This window comes from Anaerococcus sp., from assembly GCF_022770135.1.
Lineage (GTDB): Bacteria > Bacillota > Clostridia > Tissierellales > Peptoniphilaceae > Anaerococcus.
Genome location: NZ_JALEIL010000072.1, coordinates 1 through 18,368, shown reverse-complemented (window position 1 = coordinate 18,368; position 18,368 = coordinate 1). Strand labels below are relative to the sequence as shown.

The following is an 18,368-nucleotide window of genomic DNA, read 5'->3' as shown; positions in this document are numbered from 1 at the left end:
GCTTGTAGAATATATTTTGAAAGAAATTTTAGAATAGAGGAAATAATGACAGAAAAAAAGGAAAAATACATACCCCAAGTACATTCGAAACTAAGAAAATCATTTATCACTGTCCCAAAGGAGATTTACAAGGCTAGTGGTATTATGATTTTTGAAAAAAGAATAAAGTCTCTCTTATTTACGACAGACCTTGCCATAATTAGAAACTCAAATGCAGATTCTATCATGGCAGTCTACCCTTACACTCCACAAAACTCCATCTCCCAAGCAATCCTCGACGTATCAAACGTCCCATGTTTTATCGGAGTTGGAGGAGGAACGACTCAAGGATTAAGGTCCAAATATATTGCCATTGAGGCAGAACTTGCTGGAGCTTACGGTGTTGTAGTAAACTCACCCATACCAAACGAGGATATTAAATCCATATCTGATTTCGTTGATATACCAGTGATTGCATCAGTCGTAAGCTTTGAAAATGACTACATGGGAAAAATTGCAGCAGGAGCAGAAATCCTAAATGTATCAGGAGGCAAATACACAGCAACCCTAGTTCGTGAGATTAGAAAAAATATTGGAGATAAGTTTCCAATAATTGCAACCGGAGGAAAGACTAGCGAGCAAATCCTAGAGACAATAGAAGCAGGAGCCAATGCAATATCCTACACCCCACCTTCAAGCTCTGAAGTCTTTGGATCTATGATGGATACTTATAGAAATGAGGACCTACATTGATTTATGAAGGATTTCTTACAGATGTCGGTGGGATTAAGTTAGGTCATGCCAGTGACTTACATGGAGGAACAGGCCTTAGTGTTATAATTCCAGATCCTGGAAACACAGCAGCTGTTGAAGTTAGAGGATCTGCTCCAGGAACAAGGGAAACGGACCTACTTAGTCCAATCAATCAAGTAAGCGAAGTAAATGGAATAATTCTTTCCGGTGGCTCTGCCTATGGGCTCGATGCGGCAAGTGGATTAATGGAAGCCTTAGAAAAAGACGGAAGAGGCTTTGATGTAGGATGTGGTATTGTGCCAATTGTAAGCCAGGCAGTATTATTTGACATGGCCTATAAAGATCCTTTGGCAAGACCTGACGGACAAATGGCAAAGCTTGCTTACAAGAATGCCACTTACGATAACAGGGAAGAAGGAATAATAGGAGGAGGAACTGGAGCAACTGTAGGAAAGGGTCTTGGTATGGATAAGGCCATGAAATCAGGCCTCGGTCAAGCTTCTCTTAGACTGGGAGAAATCGTGGTTTCAGCCATGGTTTGTGTAAATGCCTTCGGAGATATCTTCGATTATGAAAAAGGAATCCAAATTGCAGGCCCAAAAATTGATGGGAAAATTGTAAACACCATGGATAATATAGGAAAAATTGCTCAAAGCTTTTCTGAAGTCGAAGGAAAAAATACTACAATAGGTCTTGTTGCGACAAATGCGACTTTTGATAAGACAAAGCTTACTAAAATTTGTCAAATGAGCCACGATGCTTATGCTAGATCTATTAACCCAGTCCACACTATGTTTGATGGAGATACCATATTTGCCCTAGCTACTAACAAAATAGGAGCTGATGTAAATACAGTAGGAGCCCTAGCGGCTAAAGTCATGTCAAGGGCTATAGCTAATGCCATTTATAGTTCAAATGACCAATGAGCTTTAATAGCTATAATTTATAAGAAAATCCTTGACAATAAAGATGGGCTATAGTATTATACATAGGTAATAATTCTCTACTCCGTAAGTAATTAACGGGGTCAAGACCACAGGGAGGTGAAAATACATGAATAAATACGAAGCAGTATTGATTTTCAAAGCTGATATGGCGGATAGTGAAAGAGTAAGCCTACTTGACAGATTTAAAGATATCATAGCTCAAGATGGTGAAGTAACTAACGTTGATGATTGGGGAAAAAGAAAACTAGCTTACGAAATTAACGACCTAAAAGAAGGTTATTACTATATCGTAGACTTCGATTCTAACCCAGACCATATCAAAGAATTTGAAAGAAGACTAAGACTTTCAGACTTTGTAATCAGATACATGGTTATCAGAAAAGAGGACTAATCAATGAATAAAGTTATCCTTATCGGAAGACTCGTAAGAGATCCTGAATTGAGATATACTCAATCTCAAAGAGCCGTATGTACATTTACATTGGCAGTAGATAAGAGACTTAGCAGAGAGAGAAAGAACGAACTGGAAGCTCAAAATCGTCCAACAGCAGATTTTCTAAGAATCACCGTTTGGGGAGTTCAAGGAGAAAACGCCAGCAAATACCTCAGAAAAGGAAGTCAATGCGCAGTAGATGGTAGAATCGAAACAGGTTCCTACCAAGATAGAGAAACAGGTAAGACTGTTTATACAACTGATGTTGTAGCAGACAATGTTGAATTTATAGGATCAAGATCTGATAATCAATCTAATAGCTATAATAACAATAACTACGACAATCAAGATACCTACAGAAATGACTATTCACAAACAAACAACTACCAACAAAACAGGGGAAATAATAACAACAACCAAGCTTTTGATGGTGGAGATGATTTCTTTGATGATGACTTTACTGAGATTGAGGATGATGGAAGGATTCCATTCTAATATAAGAAAGGATTTATGATGGCAGGAAGAAGATTCAGACCAAGAAAAAAGGTAGATCCATTTGTAAAAGATCCATCAAAAGTTATCGATTATAAAGATATTGAAACTTTAAAAAGATTCGTTACAGATAGAGGTAAGATTCTACCTAGAAGAGTAACAGGTCTTAATGCAAAACATCAAAGAGAAATAACACGTGCTATTAAAAGAGCTCGTCAAGTTGCATTATTACCATACGAAGAAAACTAAGTAAATAGATAATATATAGATAAATTTCAATAAGCAATATTAAGGGGACTGTTGCAGAGTGAATTTATAGTTTCACTGTTAGCCCATCCTATAAAAATCGCTCAAGCGGGGCAGCTAGCCCGATTAGCTTAGACGAGTTTTTGTTAGGGTGGAGTTAGCGAAGGCTATATCTTCTTTCTTTGCACTGTCCTCTTTTTATTTGATTGGTATTTTTATAATAAAACTTGAAAATTTACCAATATATATTAAAATTATTATGAATAGGAGGAAATTATGTTCGTAGAAATTTTGGCCTTGATTGTGGCAATCCTCGCAGTATTATTTATGGGATTTACAATCAAATCAAAAATTATGCCTGTATCTGCAGGTAATAAGAGAATGACAGAAATTGCTTCTCATATCAAAGACGGTGCTATGACATTCATAAGCCGTGAGTATAAATATATAGCAATATTTGTCGTAGTTGTATCTATCCTAATAGCAATCTTCTTAAATATTAAGATTATGATTTGCTATATCTTAGGATCAGTATTTTCAATGCTAGCAGGCTACATCGGTATGAGGGTTTCAACAGAAGCTAACGCTAGATGTGCTAATATGGCTCTTGAAGATGGAACAAATGGTGCTTTAAAGGTAGCATTTTCTGGTGGATCAGTAATGGGATTTGCCGTTACAGGTCTTGGATTTTTAGGTATTATGATAACTTACCTTGTGTATAGAGACCCAGCTATCCTAATGGGCTATTCCCTAGGTGCTTCATCTGTAGCTCTTTTTGCTAGAGTTGGTGGTGGTATCTATACAAAAGCAGCCGACCTTGGTGCTGACCTTGTAGGTAAGGTAGAAGCAGGAATTCCAGAAGATGACCCAAGAAACCCAGCAGTTATCGCTGATAACGTAGGAGATAACGTAGGAGACGTAGCTGGTATGGGTGCTGACCTTTTCGAGTCTTACTCAGGAGCAATCATCTCTGCAGTAACTCTAGGTATTATTGCAAGCGGTGATGCTGGAATGAAGTTTACATTTTTCCTAGTTGCTATAGGAATTTTAGCTAGTATCTTCTCAAGCATTATGTTCTTGACTAAAAAACACAACAACCCACAAAAGTCACTTATGAATACAATCTATGTTTCAGGTGGAATTGTTCTTGTTGCAAGCTTGATTTTATCATTCGTTTATTTCCAAAGTCTAAATGCAGCTTTGGCTATCATTGTAGGTATTGTAGTAGGAATACTTATCGGACTTCTTACAGAATACTACACATCAGATAAATATAAATACGTTAAAAACATAGCAGCAGAATCTAAAACTGGTGTTGCTACAAACATTATTGCTGGTCTATCAACAGGTATGCTTTCAACAGTGTTCCCAATTATCCTAATTGCTTTAGGAATCCTTGTAGCTTATTGGGCTAACGGAGTATTTGGTATAGCACTTTCAGCTGTAGGTATGCTTTCAACAACAGCAACAACTGTAACAGTTGATGCTTATGGACCAATCACAGATAACGCTGGTGGAATCGCTGAGATGAGCTACCTTCCAGAAGGAGTTAGAGACATCACAGATGAGCTAGACTCAATCGGAAATACTACTGCCGCAATCGGTAAGGGATTTGCAATTGGATCAGCTGCTCTAACAGCACTTTCACTATTTGTAACATACTCAGAAACACTAGATCTTGGTGCAATTTCAATTCTTGATGCCAAGGTTGTTGCAGGAATGTTTATAGGAGCTATGCTTCCATTCTTATTTACAGCCCTTACAATGAATTCAGTTGGTAAGGCTGCTACAGAAATGATCGAAGAAGTTAGAAGCCAATTTAGATCAGATGATAGAATCCTAAAGGGTGAAGTTGAACCAAACTATGCAAGATGTATCGATATTTCAACTACAGCTTCTCTTAAGGAGATGATCCTTCCAGGAGTTCTTGCAATAATCGTTCCAATCTTTGTAGGAAAAGTATTAGGACCATATGCTCTCGGAGGACTATTAGCAGGAGCCCTAGTTACAGGAGTACTAATGGCAATCTTTATGTCAAACTCAGGTGGGGCTTGGGATAATGCTAAAAAATACATCGAAACTCTTCCAGGAGAAGAAGGAAAAGGATCAGATGCTCACAAGGCATCAGTTGTTGGAGATACTGTAGGTGACCCATTCAAGGATACATCAGGTCCATCTCTAAACATCCTTATCAAACTTATGACTGTAGTATCAGTTGTATGTGCAAACTTATTTATTTAATAAAAATATTTGACAAAACATCCAGTACATTGTAAAATGTAATCAATCAATAGATTTAGTTAGGAAAAGTGTTGAAGAGAAGAGTAATTAATTTGAAGCTTCAAGCGAATCCCGATTGGTGCGAGGGGATAAGCAGACGGTTAATGAAAAGAACCTCAGAGCATATAGGTCGATACAAGGAGACCTATACGGGAACTCCCGTTACAGAGTTAGAGTATGTTAGTACTTGATGAGGTCTATCTTGTGAAGGATAGATAAATATGGGTGGTATCACGAGCTTTCGTCCCTTTTGGGATGAGGGCTCTTTTTTGTTACCAGAAGAGTCTTAGGCACGTATAGCTAATATTGATTAATAAAAATTAAGGAGATTAAAAATGAAACAAAACGAATATCAAATGTTAAAAGAAGCGAAAAAAGTTATACTTGCCTACTCAGGTGGGCTAGATACATCAGTCCTTACGAATTGGTTACTGGAAAAGGGAGTAGGGGAAGTGGTTTGTGTATCAGTCGACTTAGGTCAGGTCAAAGATCCAGATAAGCTAAAAGAAAAGGCTCTAAGCCAAGGAGCTAGCAAGTTTTACAATGTCAATGTAGAAGATGAATTTATAGAAGAATACGCCTACAAGTCACTTCTTGCTGGAGCCAAATACGAAAACTTGTACTTACTAGGAACTGCCATAGCAAGGCCACTTATAGCCAAGGTCTTGGTAGATATCTACGAAAAAGAAGGGGCAGATCTTATAGTACATGGCTGTACAGGAAAGGGAAATGATCAAATAAGGTTTGAGCTTTCAATAGCAGCCCTAGATCCTAAGATCAAGGTCCTTGCTCCTTGGAGGTTCTGGGATATCAAGGGTCGTAGCGAAGAAGAAGCCTATGCAGCAAGCCACGGCATCAAGCTAGACTTCACTAAGGAAGAAGACTACTCCATGGATGAGAATATCTGGCACCTTTCCCATGAAGGACTCGACCTAGAAAATCCAGAAAATGAAGCAGACCTTGACAAAATCCTCCATTTGATCACTCCTCCAGAAAAGGCCCCTGATGAGGCTGAAATAGTAGAGATAGGCTTTGAAAAAGGAAAACCAATTTCACTAAATGGCAAGAAACTTAAGGGAAGCGATATGGTTAAGGCCTTAAATAAAATCGCTGGAAGTCACGGAATAGGAATTGATGATATGGTTGAAAGCAGGGTTGTTGGAATGAAGAGCAGGGGAGTATACGAAAACCCAGCAGCAAGTCTCCTATACTTCGCCTTGGAGAAACTTCAATCAGTAACAATCCATCCAGAAGCTCTTGCCTACAAGCAAAAGATGAGCCTTGATTATGCAAATCTCGTCTATGAAGGAAAGTGGATGACACCACTTAAGGAAGCCATGGACCTATTTATGGAAAAGGTAAATGAAAATACTAGCGGAAGTGTTAAGGTAAAACTATACAAGGGAAATATGTATCCTGCAGGAATTTTTGCAGATAAAGCCCTTTTTGATGAAGAACTTGCAACCTTCGAAGAAGATGATGTTTATAGCCAAGAAGATGCAACAGGCTTTATCAACCTATTTGGCTTATCCACAAAGACCTATGCGTCAGTAATGAAAGAAGATTAGGAGAAATAAATGAAGTTATGGAGCGGAATGCTTACGGGTGAACTTGATAAGCTTGCAGAAGAATTTAATAATTCAATAAAAATAGATAAAAGACTAGTATATTGTGATATCGAAGGATCTATTGCCCATGTAGAAATGCTCGGCAAAAACAATATAATCTCAGATGAAGAAAAAGAACAAATTATCACAGGTCTTTGTTCAATATATAAGAATCTCAAAGAAGGCAAGGAAGAAGTCGACGAATCCTATGAGGATATTCATACATTTGTCGAAGCAAGACTTATCGAAGAAATCGGTCCTGTCGGTAAGAAAATGCACACAGCAAGGTCAAGAAACGACCAGGTCACTACAGATTTTAAGCTTTATCTAAGAAATGAATGTGAAAGTATTCTAGAAGATACTAAGGCTTATGTAAAATCCCTTATAAAGCTTGCTCGTAAAAACACCAAGACCATTATGCCGGGCTACACCCACCTTCAAGCAGCCCAAGCCGTAACTTTCGCCCACCATCTCATGGCTTACGCTATGATGGGATTAAGAGATATAGAAAGAATAGAGTCCTTAAAGGAAAGGATGAACGAGCTTCCTTTGGGAGCTTGTGCCCTAGCGGGTACGACCTATGATATAGATAGGGACTTTGTCAAAGAAAAGCTTGGATTTACAAGTCTTATGCAAAACTCCATGGATGCCGTAAGCGATAGGGATTATGTAATAGAATTATCTTCAATAATATCTCTTATCTCTATCCACCTATCGAGACTTTCAGAGGAGCTTATAATATTTTCCTCTCAACCCTATTCATTTGTAAGGATTGACGATAAATACTCGACAGGCTCTTCCATTATGCCCCAGAAGAAAAATCCTGATATGGCTGAGCTGATAAGGGCAAAAGCAGCAAGACTTATTGCAAATACAAATCAGTCTATGGTTATGATGAAGGGTCTTCCTCTTGCTTATTCTAAGGATATGCAGGAAGATAAGGAAGGAATATTTGAAAGTATAGATACCATAAGGGCTATGCTTAAAATAATGGCAGGACAGATAGAAAGCCTTAAGGTCAACAAGGAGAAGATGCTAGCTGCCTCTAAGGAGGGCTATCTTAACGCAACTGACGTGGCGGATTATCTGGTAGGGAAAAATCTTCCCTTTAGGGATGCCCACCATATATCAGCAAGGCTTGTAAAATACGCCATGGAGAAAAATCTGTGCTTGGAAGATCTTCCCCTAGAAATTTATAAAAATGAATCGGACTTATTTGAAGAAGATATCTACCAAGCTATAGATTTATACACATCGGTAAACAAGAGAGATTCCCTAGGTGGACCTAGTGAGAAAGAAGTTCTAAGGCAGATCGCCTATGTAGAGGAAAAATTAGAAAGGTAAGTTATGAAAAACAAAAAATACGGACTATTGGCTATGCTTTTGGCCTTGGTCGTACTTATACCAACAAAAGCATTTGCAGAAGAGAAAATCGTAGATGATGGAGTGATAGACTTAGGTACAAGTGCAGACTTTCCTCCTTATGAATACTACGAAGGAGACGAAATTGTAGGAATCGACCCAGATATAGTGAAGGCTATTGGTGAAGAGTTAGGCCTTGAAGTCAAACTTCACGACATGGACTTTAACAATATCATAGCAAGTATCCAATCAGGCAAGGTCGACGGAGGAGCGGCAGGCTTTACAGTAACTGAAGAAAGAAAAAAATCAGTAAACTTTACCGAACCCTTTGCCAAGACCAGCCAAATCATAGTTAAGAGAAAAGATTCAGATATCAAAGAAATAGAAGATTTGGAAGGAAAAAAGCTAGGAACCCAACTGGGCTCTATCGGGGACACCATAGCAAAGGACGACTTTGGAGAAGAAAATGTATCTTCCTTTAATAAGGTTCCAGATGCTATCCTTTCCCTTCAAAGTAAGAAAATCGACGCTGTAATATTAGATAAGCAAAGTGCAGAAAACTTCGTAAATGCTAACAAAGATCTAGAAATAGTAGATACGCCATATCTTGAAGAAGAATACGCTATAGCAGTTAATAAGGACAACCCTGTCCTTCTAGAAAAAATGAACGAAGCTATCACTAAGCTTAAAGAAGAGGGTAAAATAGACGAAATAATGTCTAAATATCAAGGTCCTTCTGAAGTTAAAGAAAGCAAGGGACTTATAGGAAGATTTAAATCAACAATTATCGATAATGGATCTTATAAATATCTATTAGACGGCCTAAAAATTACCGCAAAAGTAACAGTGTGTGCCCTAATCCTTTCCTTTATCCTAGGACTTATTATTGCCCTCGTTAGGTCTGCGAAGATTGATATTGGAGATGAACTATCAGGATTTCCAAAATTCCTACTTACAATAATTGATAAAATATTTGCCATATTTGTGTCAATAATACGTGGAACACCTTCGACAATCCAACTTTTGATAATGTTTAATGTAATCTTAGTCAACCTAGATAACCTAGTTCTAGTTGCGATAATTTCTTTTGCCTTAAACTCATCAGCCTACATGGCAGAGCTATTTAGGGGAGGAATCAACTCAGTTAGCAATGGAGAGAAGGAAGCGGCTAGAAGCCTCGGCCTATCCAACCTACAAATGATGAAAAAAGTAGTAATGCCACAAGCTGTGAAAAATTCCTTGCCAGCTCTAGGTAACGAAGTCATAACCCTCTTTAAGGAAACATCAATAGCAGGCTTCATAGGACTAGCTGATCTAACAAGGGGAGCTTCAATCGTGATAAGTCAAACCTTCGATGCAGCAACAGCCTACTTCTCCGCAGCTATAATCTATCTTGTGATAGTCCTAGTGATGGAGAAAATATTCAAAGAACTAGAGAAAGGATTCCTATATGCTTAAAGTAAAAAATGTAGAAAAATCATTCGATGACTTAAAAGTCCTAAACGGCATCGACCTAGATGTAAAGAAAAAGGACGTAATATCAATAATAGGCCCATCTGGTTCTGGAAAGTCAACCTTCCTTCGTTGCCTCAACCTCCTAGAAAAACCAGATTCGGGAGAAATTTATTTCGAAGAGAAGAAAATTAACGATAATAATGTAGACATAAACAAACTCAGGGAAGAGATAGGAATGGTATTTCAAAACTTCAACCTCTTTTCTAATATGTCTATCATAGATAACCTAACCCTCGCCCCAGTTATGAGAGGGAAAATGAAGAAGAAAGAAGCGGAAGATGAGGCTATAGAGCTTTTAGAAAGAATAGGCCTTGCTAGCAAAAAAGATGTCTATCCAGTAAGCCTTTCAGGTGGACAAAAACAAAGGGTAGCCATAGCAAGAGCCCTTATGATGAAGCCAAAACTCATGCTCTTTGACGAACCAACAAGTGCTCTCGATCCAGAGATGGTAGGAGAAGTCCTAGAACTTATGAAAGAGCTTGCCCACGACGGGATGACCATGGTCGTAGTAACTCACGAGATGGGATTTGCAAGAGAAGTCTCAAACAAAGTTATCTTTATGGATAAGGGAGAGGTTGTAGAAACTTCAGAAAACCCTGAAGACTTCTTCCAAAATCCAAAAGAAGAACGTAGCAAACAATTTTTGTCCATGGTTTTATAAAAAAACTTGACAAAAGAAAAAAATAAGTGTATTATATAAAAGTAATACACGAGCGGGATTGGCGGAATTGGCAGACGCGCAAGACTAAGGATCTTGTGACCGGTTTTAAGGTCGTGGAAGTTCAAGTCTTCTATCCCGCACCAAATCAGCACCTTATAAGTGAGGTGCTTTTTGTTTGCCCTTTATACCTTGATTTTAAAGATTATTAAAATATAATAATCTCAAGAGAAGCCACCTCTTAATAAAGCCACAAAGCTTTCAGACTTTGTGATATTAGTGAATAACAACATATCCCAAATGGGCATACAAAAAGCAGGAGGTCAGTCCTGCTTTTTTCATGTGGGTAAAATGTGGGCAAAAGTTATTTTATCTTTCAAAATAAATGATTTTTCTAGAAACTCCTTCATTGGTAAGTCCTTTGATTAGGAATTTTGATTTTATAGATATAAGTATAAGTTAATCTTTACAATTTCCCAATACGAAATCTTCCTACTTATGATATAATAAATTAGAGGTAATTATGGAAAGAAAATGTTATGCTAAGGTTAATCTTACCCTAGATAGTCTATTGAAAAGAGATGATGGTTATCACGAGATCGATAGTATTATGGTTAGGATTAATCTGTTTGATAAATTGATTATAAAGAAAAATAAAGAAAACAAATTTAATTACGAAACAAATTTACCTGATATCTGCGCCCTTGAGGACAATCTTATATACAAGGCTTGGGACTTGCTTAAAGATAGGGTGGATGAAAATGGAGTCGATGTGACTTTGATCAAGAATATTCCCCTAGCGGCAGGTCTTGCTGGAGGCTCTACTGATGCAGCGGAGATGATCAAGGGACTTGATAAGCTTTGGGATTTAGGTCTAACTCTTGATGAGAAGATGAGTCTTGGCAAAAGGCTAGGAGCGGATATTCCATTCTTCTTCTTAGAATCAAATGCCAGAGCCCAAGGTATTGGAGAAATACTCACTCCTTTTACCAACAAGCTGAAGATGAAGCTACTTCTTATAAATGACGGGACTGAGATTTCTTCTGCCTTTGTTTACAAGAGACTAGGCGATTATGGAGTTATCGATACTAGTGAAATTATTGAAAAGCTCCACAAGGGAGAAAAGTCTGCTATTTCTGGCTTTAGAAATGTTATGGAGGATGTAATATTTGAAAACTTCCCTCATATTAGGGAAATTTGCTCAAGGCTTGAAGATATCGGAGCGGAAAAGGCCCTCGTAAGTGGGTCTGGGGCTAGTGTCTTTGGGGTTTTCACTGATGATAAGAGCCTGGAATTTGCCTATGATAAGCTCTCCGGTAAATATAAGTTCGTAGAGAAAGTGGAGTTAGTAGATGACTAGGATTGGAGTTTTTGATTCAGGCCTCGGAGGTCTTACTGTCCTTAGGGAGCTTGCCAAAACGAACAAGAGCCAGTATTTTTATTTCGGAGATAGCCTAAGAGTTCCCTATGGGGGAAGGAGCGAAGAAGAGCTTAGAAGATTTTCTGCTGATATAGTAGATTTTCTAGAAAAGTTTGATATAGACTATTATGTCATAGCTTGCAACACTCTTTCTGTTACTGTAACTGATTTTCTTAGAGAAAAATACGACAAGAAATTTATTCCCATAACAGAACTTGCCCTTAAGGCTAGTGAGAAATACCAAGGCAAATTCCTGGTTTTAGGGACTGAGACTACCATAAACAGTCATTTTTATAAGAAGAATCTAGAAAAAAATCCCCGAAATATAGTCTATGAGGTTGCTGCAAGTAAGCTTGTCGATTTGATAGAGGCTGATAAGAAAGATGATAAGAAGTTAAACGAATACATAGATTCCTATATAAAGATTGCCAATGATAAGAAAATCGAAAATATCCTCCTAGCCTGCACCCATTATCCTATAATAAGGGAGAACATCGAGAGAAGGCTAGATTATAAGGCAAATATTATTGATCCTGCAATCTTTTTAAGCCAGAGTCTAGTAAGTGCGAGTGATGATTTGGATATTAATATATTTATGTCCAAGAAGACTCCCGCCACAGAGAATTTGATACCAAAACTCATAGAATTTCCCTATAAGCTAAATTACATCAAGGAGGGCTTATGATTTATGCAATAATGGATATCGGAAGTAATACAGTTAGGTTGTCAGTTTATAAGCAGGTTGAGGATAAGGCTATTCATCTTTTTAGTGAGAAAGAGCAAGCCTCTCTTAGAAATTATGTCAAGAAGGGAAATCTTACCGAAAAGGGTATCGATAGGCTGATTGCGACTTTGAGGAGATTTAATTCCATCATTTCAAACTTTGATGATATAGATAGCATCCATCCTTTCGCAACAGCGACCATTAGAGATGTTGCCAACAGGTCTGAGATCCTTAGGAGGGTAAAGGATGAGTTAGGACTAGAAATTGAGATTCTTTCGGGAGAAGATGAGGCGAGGCTTTCCTTTATAGGAGCGAGTAAGTCGGTTGATGTCAGTGAGGGTATTTTGACAGATATCGGCGGAGGTTCATCCGAAGTTGTAATAATCGATCAAGGAAAGGTAATTAAATCTACCTCCCTATCTATAGGATCTTTATCAGCCTTCAACGATTATGTAACGGGCTTGTTTACTAACAAGAAGGAGAAAAAGGCAATAGATAATGCAGTCAAGCTTCTCCTAGCAGAAAACAAGATGTATAGGGAAAAGCAAAATAATCTAGCTGCTGTAGGTGGGTCTGCTAGGGCCTCTCTTAAGTTTTATAATGAATATTACAAACTTTCAAATTATAACTCTACCATGGAAGCCAAGAAGTTTAACAAGATGGTCAAAGAGATTTTGGAAATGGATGATAGAGAAGTCCTTGATAGGATTCTTGAGATAAAACCAGATAGGGTTCACACTTTGATTCCTGGTATGGTTATTTTAAATAGATTAGCAAAATATTTTTATGTAAATGAAATAAATATCAGCCAAACAGGCGTTAGGGAAGGGTACGTGTATAGCAAGTTATTAGAAAGGAAATAATATGAAAGACGTATCTTTTACACAAAACAGGGAGCTATCATGGCTCAAATTTAACGATAGGGTTTTAGAGGAGGCAGCAGATAAGTCTGTTCCCCTGCTTGAGAGACTCAAATTTTTATCTATCTTTGATACTAATTTAGAAGAGTTTTTTATGGTGAGGATTGGTTCTCTTACCGACCTATCAGGTCTATCCAAACAGGCCATAGATTCTAAATCTGGCTTAAGCCCTAAGGAGCAAATCGACAAGGTCCTAGAGATTTTACCCAAATCCTATGCCAAGAAAGATGAGGTATATTTCGATATCCTAGAAGATCTTAAAAGAGAGGGAGTGAGGATATCTAAGATATCTGACCTAAATGAGAAGGACCTTATATCTTGTAAGAATTATTTCGATAGCAAGATTGAGCCTATATTAAATTTTCAGTTGATAGATAGGACCCATCCTTTTCCTAGACTTGCCAATCTATCCATAGTTATAATCTTTGACTTAGTTGCTTCAGAAAAGAAAAGAAGGGATAAGATAGGTATTATTTATCTTCCAGATAGACTTCCTAGATATTTAAAATTATCTGACAATCACTTTGTCCTACTGGAAGATATTATAGAAAATTTTGCTGGAGAGCTTTTCTATAAGTATAAAATCGAAAAGTCCTACGCTCTTTCCTTGACTAGGAATGCAGATATCAATTTCAATGATGATGACTACGAGGTCGAACAGGACTTTAGGGACTATATGATGGGAAAGCTTAGGAAAAGAAAGAGACTTCAGCCTGTAAGGGTAGAAGTTGACAGAGACTTAGATGATGATTCTATCAAGTTTTTAACTAAACAATTTAAACTGGGCAAAGAATCAATCTTCGTGACTAAATCTCTCATCCAGTCGGATTTTATCTTTGATCTAATAAGTGACTTGCCAGAGGACTTTAGGAAAAATCATAGCTATGAAGAATTTAGCCCACAAAGCTCGTACTTTATAGATGATAATAAATCTGTCATAAGTCAAATAGAAGAGAGTGATAAGCTCCTTTCCTATCCATACGAGTCAATGGATCCTGTAATTAAGCTCCTTGACGAAGCTAGCACGGATCCTGATGTAATATCTATAAAGATTACCTTGTACAGAATAGCCAAGGAAAGTGAGATTGCCAAAGCCTTGATTAGGGCTAGTGAAAATGGGAAAGATGTCATAGTCTTGATGGAACTTAGGGCAAGATTCGATGAAGATAACAACATCCTTTGGTCATCAAGACTTGAGAAGGCGGGATGTAATGTGGTATATGGTTTTGAAAATTACAAGACCCACTCCAAGGTCTGCCTTATCACAAAGGTCGATTCAAATGACAAGATTAGCTATATTACCCAAGTAGCAACAGGAAACTATAATGAAAAGACCGCCAAGCTTTACACAGATTTCTCCTTTATGACAGCAAATCCCGACATAGGAAAAGAAGCCAAGGAGATCTTTGACAATATCCTTATAGGGAATCTCGAAGGAGATTATAAGTATCTGATGGTAAGCCCTAAATCTATGCAGGAAGGCTTGGATAAGCTAATAGATGAAGAAATTAGAGTCCAAGAAGAAACAGGAGAAGGCTACATTAGGCTAAAGATGAATTCAATCTCTGATAGGAAACTTATAGATAAGTTATCTGAAGCGAGCAATAAGGGTGTCAAAATTGATATGATGGTCAGGGGAATTACCTGTATTCTTCCAGGAATTAAAGGAAAGACGGAAAATATCAGGATCTATCAAGTTGTAGGTAGATTTTTAGAACACCATAGAATCTATCAATTTGGCAAGGAAGGTAGGATAAAGTTATTTATCTCATCAGCGGATTTCATGACAAGAAATATCAGAAATAGAATGGAGGTAGCGGTTCCTATAAATGATTCTACAATCAAAAAAAGAATCCTAGATTTCCTTGATATAATGTTTGCGGACGATGTCAAAATCAGACAATTAGGACCGGATGGGAATTACTACAAGCTAGAAAATAAGAAAAACCTAATAGCTCAAGAAAAACTAATAGAAATTACAAGAAAAAGAAGCGAAGAAAAAAATATTGAAGAGACGACTAGCAAGAAGGAAGATGCCATAGGACAAAAAAGAGCGCATAAGACTTCTAAGGAAAAAGAGAAAACTTTTAAGTGGAAACTAGGTTATTTCTTAGGGAAATTATTTTCATAAATTAAACTGTTATAAAAATTAATCATCTTGTAGAAAAATTTTAATATTTTCTTAGAGATTTGATTTCTTTTTATAGCAGTTTTTCTTTTAGATTTTAAGTAAAAGCTTTCATAAATGGGTGGAATTTATAAAATTAAAAGGAAATAATATTTTTTTCACGAAATATTTGAAAAATCTTCCAGAAAGTCTAAAAATACTTGAAATAGGGCTGTATTTTTTTCCCTTTACATGTTATAATAAATATAAGAATTTAGCAATCTAAAGCAAGATTTGTAAGTTGAAATATATTTATGAATCTAGACAAATGATTGCTTATCCCTTAGACTTTACAAAAGACAAAATATTGAAATAAATAGAGGAAGGTTATGTCTAACAGAGGTATCAGAGAATTAAAGAGAAAAAAGAGAAGACAAGCGAAAAAAAGAAGAAAAAAGTTCCTACTAACAAGTCTTGCGGCTATCGCCCTGGTTCTAGGAACGAAGTTTCTTAAAAACACTGAAGAAGAATTTATAATCCAAAGACCGGCTGAGTATAGGCAGGCTGAGGCAAGCGATGATATAGAAGAAGAAAAAGAAGTAAAGATTAATGGAGACAAGATCCATATAGCTACCCAAGCTGGATTTAAGGATATAGCAATAGATGAAGATAAGAAAATTGCTGATGATAAGTATGAGGATAATCTAGTAGAATACGTAAGGTGTGCCAAGACCCAGTACGCCTACCAATATCCAAATGATTATTCCAAGACAGAAAAGTTCATCAAAGAAGGAGATTATGTCGCCTATTATGGTACTGAAAATGGTTTTTCAAAAATCAAAATGGACGACAGCTTTTACTATGTCAATAAGTTTGGCCTAGAAAAGTTAGACCCTGAAGCAAATATCAAAGTTGTAAATGGAATTAGCTATGTAAGCGAGGCCTATCCTTTGCCAAGTGATTTTAATCCAGGTCTAGATAAGACCGCCATGCGTGCCTTCGAGACCATGCGCCAAGATATGGAAAGAGAAGGCCTTAGTATCAAGATTGCCTCTGACTATAGGGATTACGACCTAGAAAGAAAGATGAAAGAGGCAGGAGAAGTAGATAGCGAAAATCCAGGCACAAGCGAGCATCAATTAGGCCAAGCTTTTGACTTTTTTACAGAAGGAAGCAAATACAGCGATAAGTTCGCTACTACAAAAGAGTACAAGTGGCTTTGTGAAAATGCTTACAAATATGGTTTCATAGAAAGATACCCTGAAGACAAAGAGGATAGCACAAATCACAGACCTATGCCATGGCACTTCAGATTCCTTGGAGTAGAAAACGCCAAAGAAATCTATGAAAATGATTTAAGCCTTGAAGAGTATTTGAAGATTAATTGATTGTAATTTCTTAGACTTTCGATATAGTATAAGTGTAAACATAATTAAATTAAGGAGTTTTTATGAAAGCAATTAACACAAATGACGCTCCAAAAGCAGTAGGAGCCTATGTACAAGGTATAGCTACAGACAGTTTAGTATTCACTTCAGGACAACTTCCACTTGATCCAAAAACAGGAGAGCTAGTTACAGAAATTAAAGCTGCAACCAAACAAGCTCTAGAAAATGTAGAAAACATCCTAAAAGAAGCTGGATCAAGCAGGGATAAGGTTATCAAATGCGTTGTTTACTTAAACGATATCAACAACTTCAAGGCATTTGATGAAGTATATGCAGAATTCTTCAAAGATCACAAACCAGCTAGATCAGCATTCGAAGTAGCAAACCTTCCAAAAGACGGTCTACTAGAAATCGAAGCTATCGCAAGCTTATAAAACATAAAAGCGGCAGTTTAAGCTGTCGTTTTTTTATATAGAAAAGGAGACCTCATGGAAGATTTTTTAATAAAAGATCAGATAGAAAAAGATAAGAAGAAAATATTAGATACAAGAAGGAAACTCCACAGGATGGCAGAAGTCTCTGGCAAGGAATTTAAGACAAGTAAATTCTTAAAAGAGGAAGTAAAAAAGCTGGGACTTGCCATAGTGGAAGTGCCAACAACTGGATTTTATGCCGTATTAGATAGTGGAAGGCCTGGCAAGACCCTAGGTCTTAGAACCGATATTGACGCCCTACCAATTTGTGAAAGCTCCTTCAATTTAACTAGGGAAAAGTACTCAGTATCAGATAATAAAGAGGCTTCTCACGCTTGCGGCCATGACGGCCATATGACAATCCTTCTGGAAAGTATGAAGATTCTAGTAGAAAATAAGGACAAAATCAAGGGAAGGATTATCTTTATCTTCGAGGAAGGTGAAGAGACAGGCTGTGGAATTATACCTATGATTAAGGCATTAGAAAAAGAAAATATAGATGCTTTTTACGGTAACCACTTGGCAAGTTTTCTAAAGACAGGAGAAATAGCAATAGACGAAGGCCCAATTATGGCTGGCTTTATCAGAACAAGATTTACTATTAAAGGTGTCGGAGGCCACTCCTCAAGACCCGACCTTGCGATAAGTCCAATCTTTGCCCAAGCTGCAATCATTCAATCCCTGGCATCAAGCTGGGTCAATAGGCTAGATCCAACCAAGACCGTAACCCTAGGTCTTTCTACGATCCATGGGGGAAGTGCTCATAATGTCATAGCAGATAAGGTAACAATCGATGGAACTCTAAGATTTTTCGACAGAGAAGAAGTAGATAAGGCGATTGAGCAAATAGATATAGTAGGTAATAACATAGCCAAGGCCCATGGATGTGACTTTATCAATGAAACGGGTGATGAACAATATGATCCTGTTATAAATGATCCTGATCTTTCAAGATTAATGAAAGAAAATATCAAGGATTATTTTGGAGATAATATAAAAAAGGATGTAAGGTGGTTTGCCTCAGAGTCCTTTGAGCTTTATGGAAAGCTTGCCCCAAGTCTTTT

17 protein-coding genes, 1 tRNA gene and 1 other annotated feature are annotated in these 18,368 nt (G+C 37.3%); all 18 genes read left to right on the top strand.

Features of this window, described 5'->3' with window-relative positions:
* The first annotated feature begins 45 nt into the window (after nucleotides 1–45).
* On the top strand, nucleotides 46–732 hold the full coding sequence (locus MRZ08_RS03305) for a hydrolase (RefSeq protein WP_297379204.1): 687 nt from the start codon (nucleotides 46–48) through the stop codon (nucleotides 730–732).
* Nucleotides 732–1,658, top strand: coding sequence for a P1 family peptidase (locus MRZ08_RS03300; RefSeq protein ID WP_297379244.1), 927 nt, complete (start codon nucleotides 732–734; stop codon nucleotides 1,656–1,658). The genes MRZ08_RS03305 and MRZ08_RS03300 overlap by 1 nt, the downstream gene beginning before the upstream one ends.
* Nucleotides 1,659–1,785: 127 nt before the next feature.
* Nucleotides 1,786–2,070 (top strand): 30S ribosomal protein S6, encoded by a 285-nt coding sequence (gene rpsF / locus MRZ08_RS03295; RefSeq protein ID WP_297379202.1) that lies wholly within the window; start codon nucleotides 1,786–1,788, stop codon nucleotides 2,068–2,070.
* 3 nt (nucleotides 2,071–2,073) lie between these two features.
* Complete coding sequence (locus MRZ08_RS03290; RefSeq protein WP_297379200.1) at nucleotides 2,074–2,607, top strand: single-stranded DNA-binding protein; 534 nt, start codon at nucleotides 2,074–2,076, stop codon at nucleotides 2,605–2,607.
* An 18-nt stretch (nucleotides 2,608–2,625) separates the two neighbouring features.
* On the top strand, nucleotides 2,626–2,853 hold the full coding sequence (gene rpsR / locus MRZ08_RS03285) for a 30S ribosomal protein S18 (protein WP_015777443.1): 228 nt from the start codon (nucleotides 2,626–2,628) through the stop codon (nucleotides 2,851–2,853).
* A gap of 273 nt (nucleotides 2,854–3,126) precedes the next feature.
* Nucleotides 3,127–5,091, top strand: coding sequence for a sodium-translocating pyrophosphatase (locus tag MRZ08_RS03280; RefSeq protein ID WP_297379197.1), 1,965 nt, complete (start codon nucleotides 3,127–3,129; stop codon nucleotides 5,089–5,091).
* Nucleotides 5,092–5,153: 62 nt separating this feature from the next.
* Nucleotides 5,154–5,382: a binding site (T-box leader), on the top strand.
* 83 nt (nucleotides 5,383–5,465) lie between these two features.
* Nucleotides 5,466–6,698, top strand: coding sequence for an argininosuccinate synthase (locus MRZ08_RS03275; RefSeq protein ID WP_297379195.1), 1,233 nt, complete (start codon nucleotides 5,466–5,468; stop codon nucleotides 6,696–6,698).
* Between the two features lie 9 nt (nucleotides 6,699–6,707).
* Nucleotides 6,708–8,081, top strand: a complete 1,374-nt coding sequence (argH, locus tag MRZ08_RS03270) for an argininosuccinate lyase (RefSeq protein WP_297379193.1) — start codon at nucleotides 6,708–6,710, stop codon at nucleotides 8,079–8,081.
* Between the two features lie 3 nt (nucleotides 8,082–8,084).
* Nucleotides 8,085–9,557: an ABC transporter substrate-binding protein/permease gene (locus tag MRZ08_RS03265; RefSeq protein ID WP_297379192.1), complete on the top strand. Its 1,473-nt coding sequence runs from the start codon at nucleotides 8,085–8,087 to the stop codon at nucleotides 9,555–9,557.
* On the top strand, nucleotides 9,550–10,275 hold the full coding sequence (locus MRZ08_RS03260; RefSeq protein ID WP_297379190.1) for an amino acid ABC transporter ATP-binding protein: 726 nt from the start codon (nucleotides 9,550–9,552) through the stop codon (nucleotides 10,273–10,275). Before MRZ08_RS03265 ends, MRZ08_RS03260 begins: the two co-directional genes overlap by 8 nt.
* A gap of 52 nt (nucleotides 10,276–10,327) precedes the next feature.
* A tRNA-Leu gene (locus MRZ08_RS03255) sits at nucleotides 10,328–10,418 on the top strand.
* A gap of 377 nt (nucleotides 10,419–10,795) precedes the next feature.
* Nucleotides 10,796–11,632 (top strand): 4-(cytidine 5'-diphospho)-2-C-methyl-D-erythritol kinase, encoded by an 837-nt coding sequence (ispE, locus tag MRZ08_RS03250; protein ID WP_297379188.1) that lies wholly within the window; start codon nucleotides 10,796–10,798, stop codon nucleotides 11,630–11,632.
* Nucleotides 11,625–12,377: a glutamate racemase gene (murI, locus tag MRZ08_RS03245; RefSeq protein ID WP_297379186.1), complete on the top strand. Its 753-nt coding sequence runs from the start codon at nucleotides 11,625–11,627 to the stop codon at nucleotides 12,375–12,377. Before ispE ends, murI begins: the two co-directional genes overlap by 8 nt.
* Nucleotides 12,374–13,279 (top strand): exopolyphosphatase, encoded by a 906-nt coding sequence (locus MRZ08_RS03240; protein WP_297379184.1) that lies wholly within the window; start codon nucleotides 12,374–12,376, stop codon nucleotides 13,277–13,279. Before murI ends, MRZ08_RS03240 begins: the two co-directional genes overlap by 4 nt.
* 1 nt (nucleotide 13,280) lies before the next feature.
* Nucleotides 13,281–15,467: an RNA degradosome polyphosphate kinase gene (locus MRZ08_RS03235; protein WP_297379182.1), complete on the top strand. Its 2,187-nt coding sequence runs from the start codon at nucleotides 13,281–13,283 to the stop codon at nucleotides 15,465–15,467.
* Between the two features lie 365 nt (nucleotides 15,468–15,832).
* The gene (locus tag MRZ08_RS03230) at nucleotides 15,833–16,831 is read left to right on the top strand and encodes a M15 family metallopeptidase (protein ID WP_297379180.1); all 999 of its coding nucleotides are present in this window, start codon (nucleotides 15,833–15,835) and stop codon (nucleotides 16,829–16,831) included.
* Nucleotides 16,832–16,893: 62 nt separating this feature from the next.
* A complete protein-coding gene (locus MRZ08_RS03225) occupies nucleotides 16,894–17,265 on the top strand; it encodes a RidA family protein (RefSeq protein WP_015777454.1) in 372 nt (123 codons plus the stop codon).
* Between the two features lie 54 nt (nucleotides 17,266–17,319).
* On the top strand, nucleotides 17,320–18,368 hold a 1,049-nt coding region (locus MRZ08_RS03220), incomplete at its 3' end, for an amidohydrolase (RefSeq protein WP_297379178.1).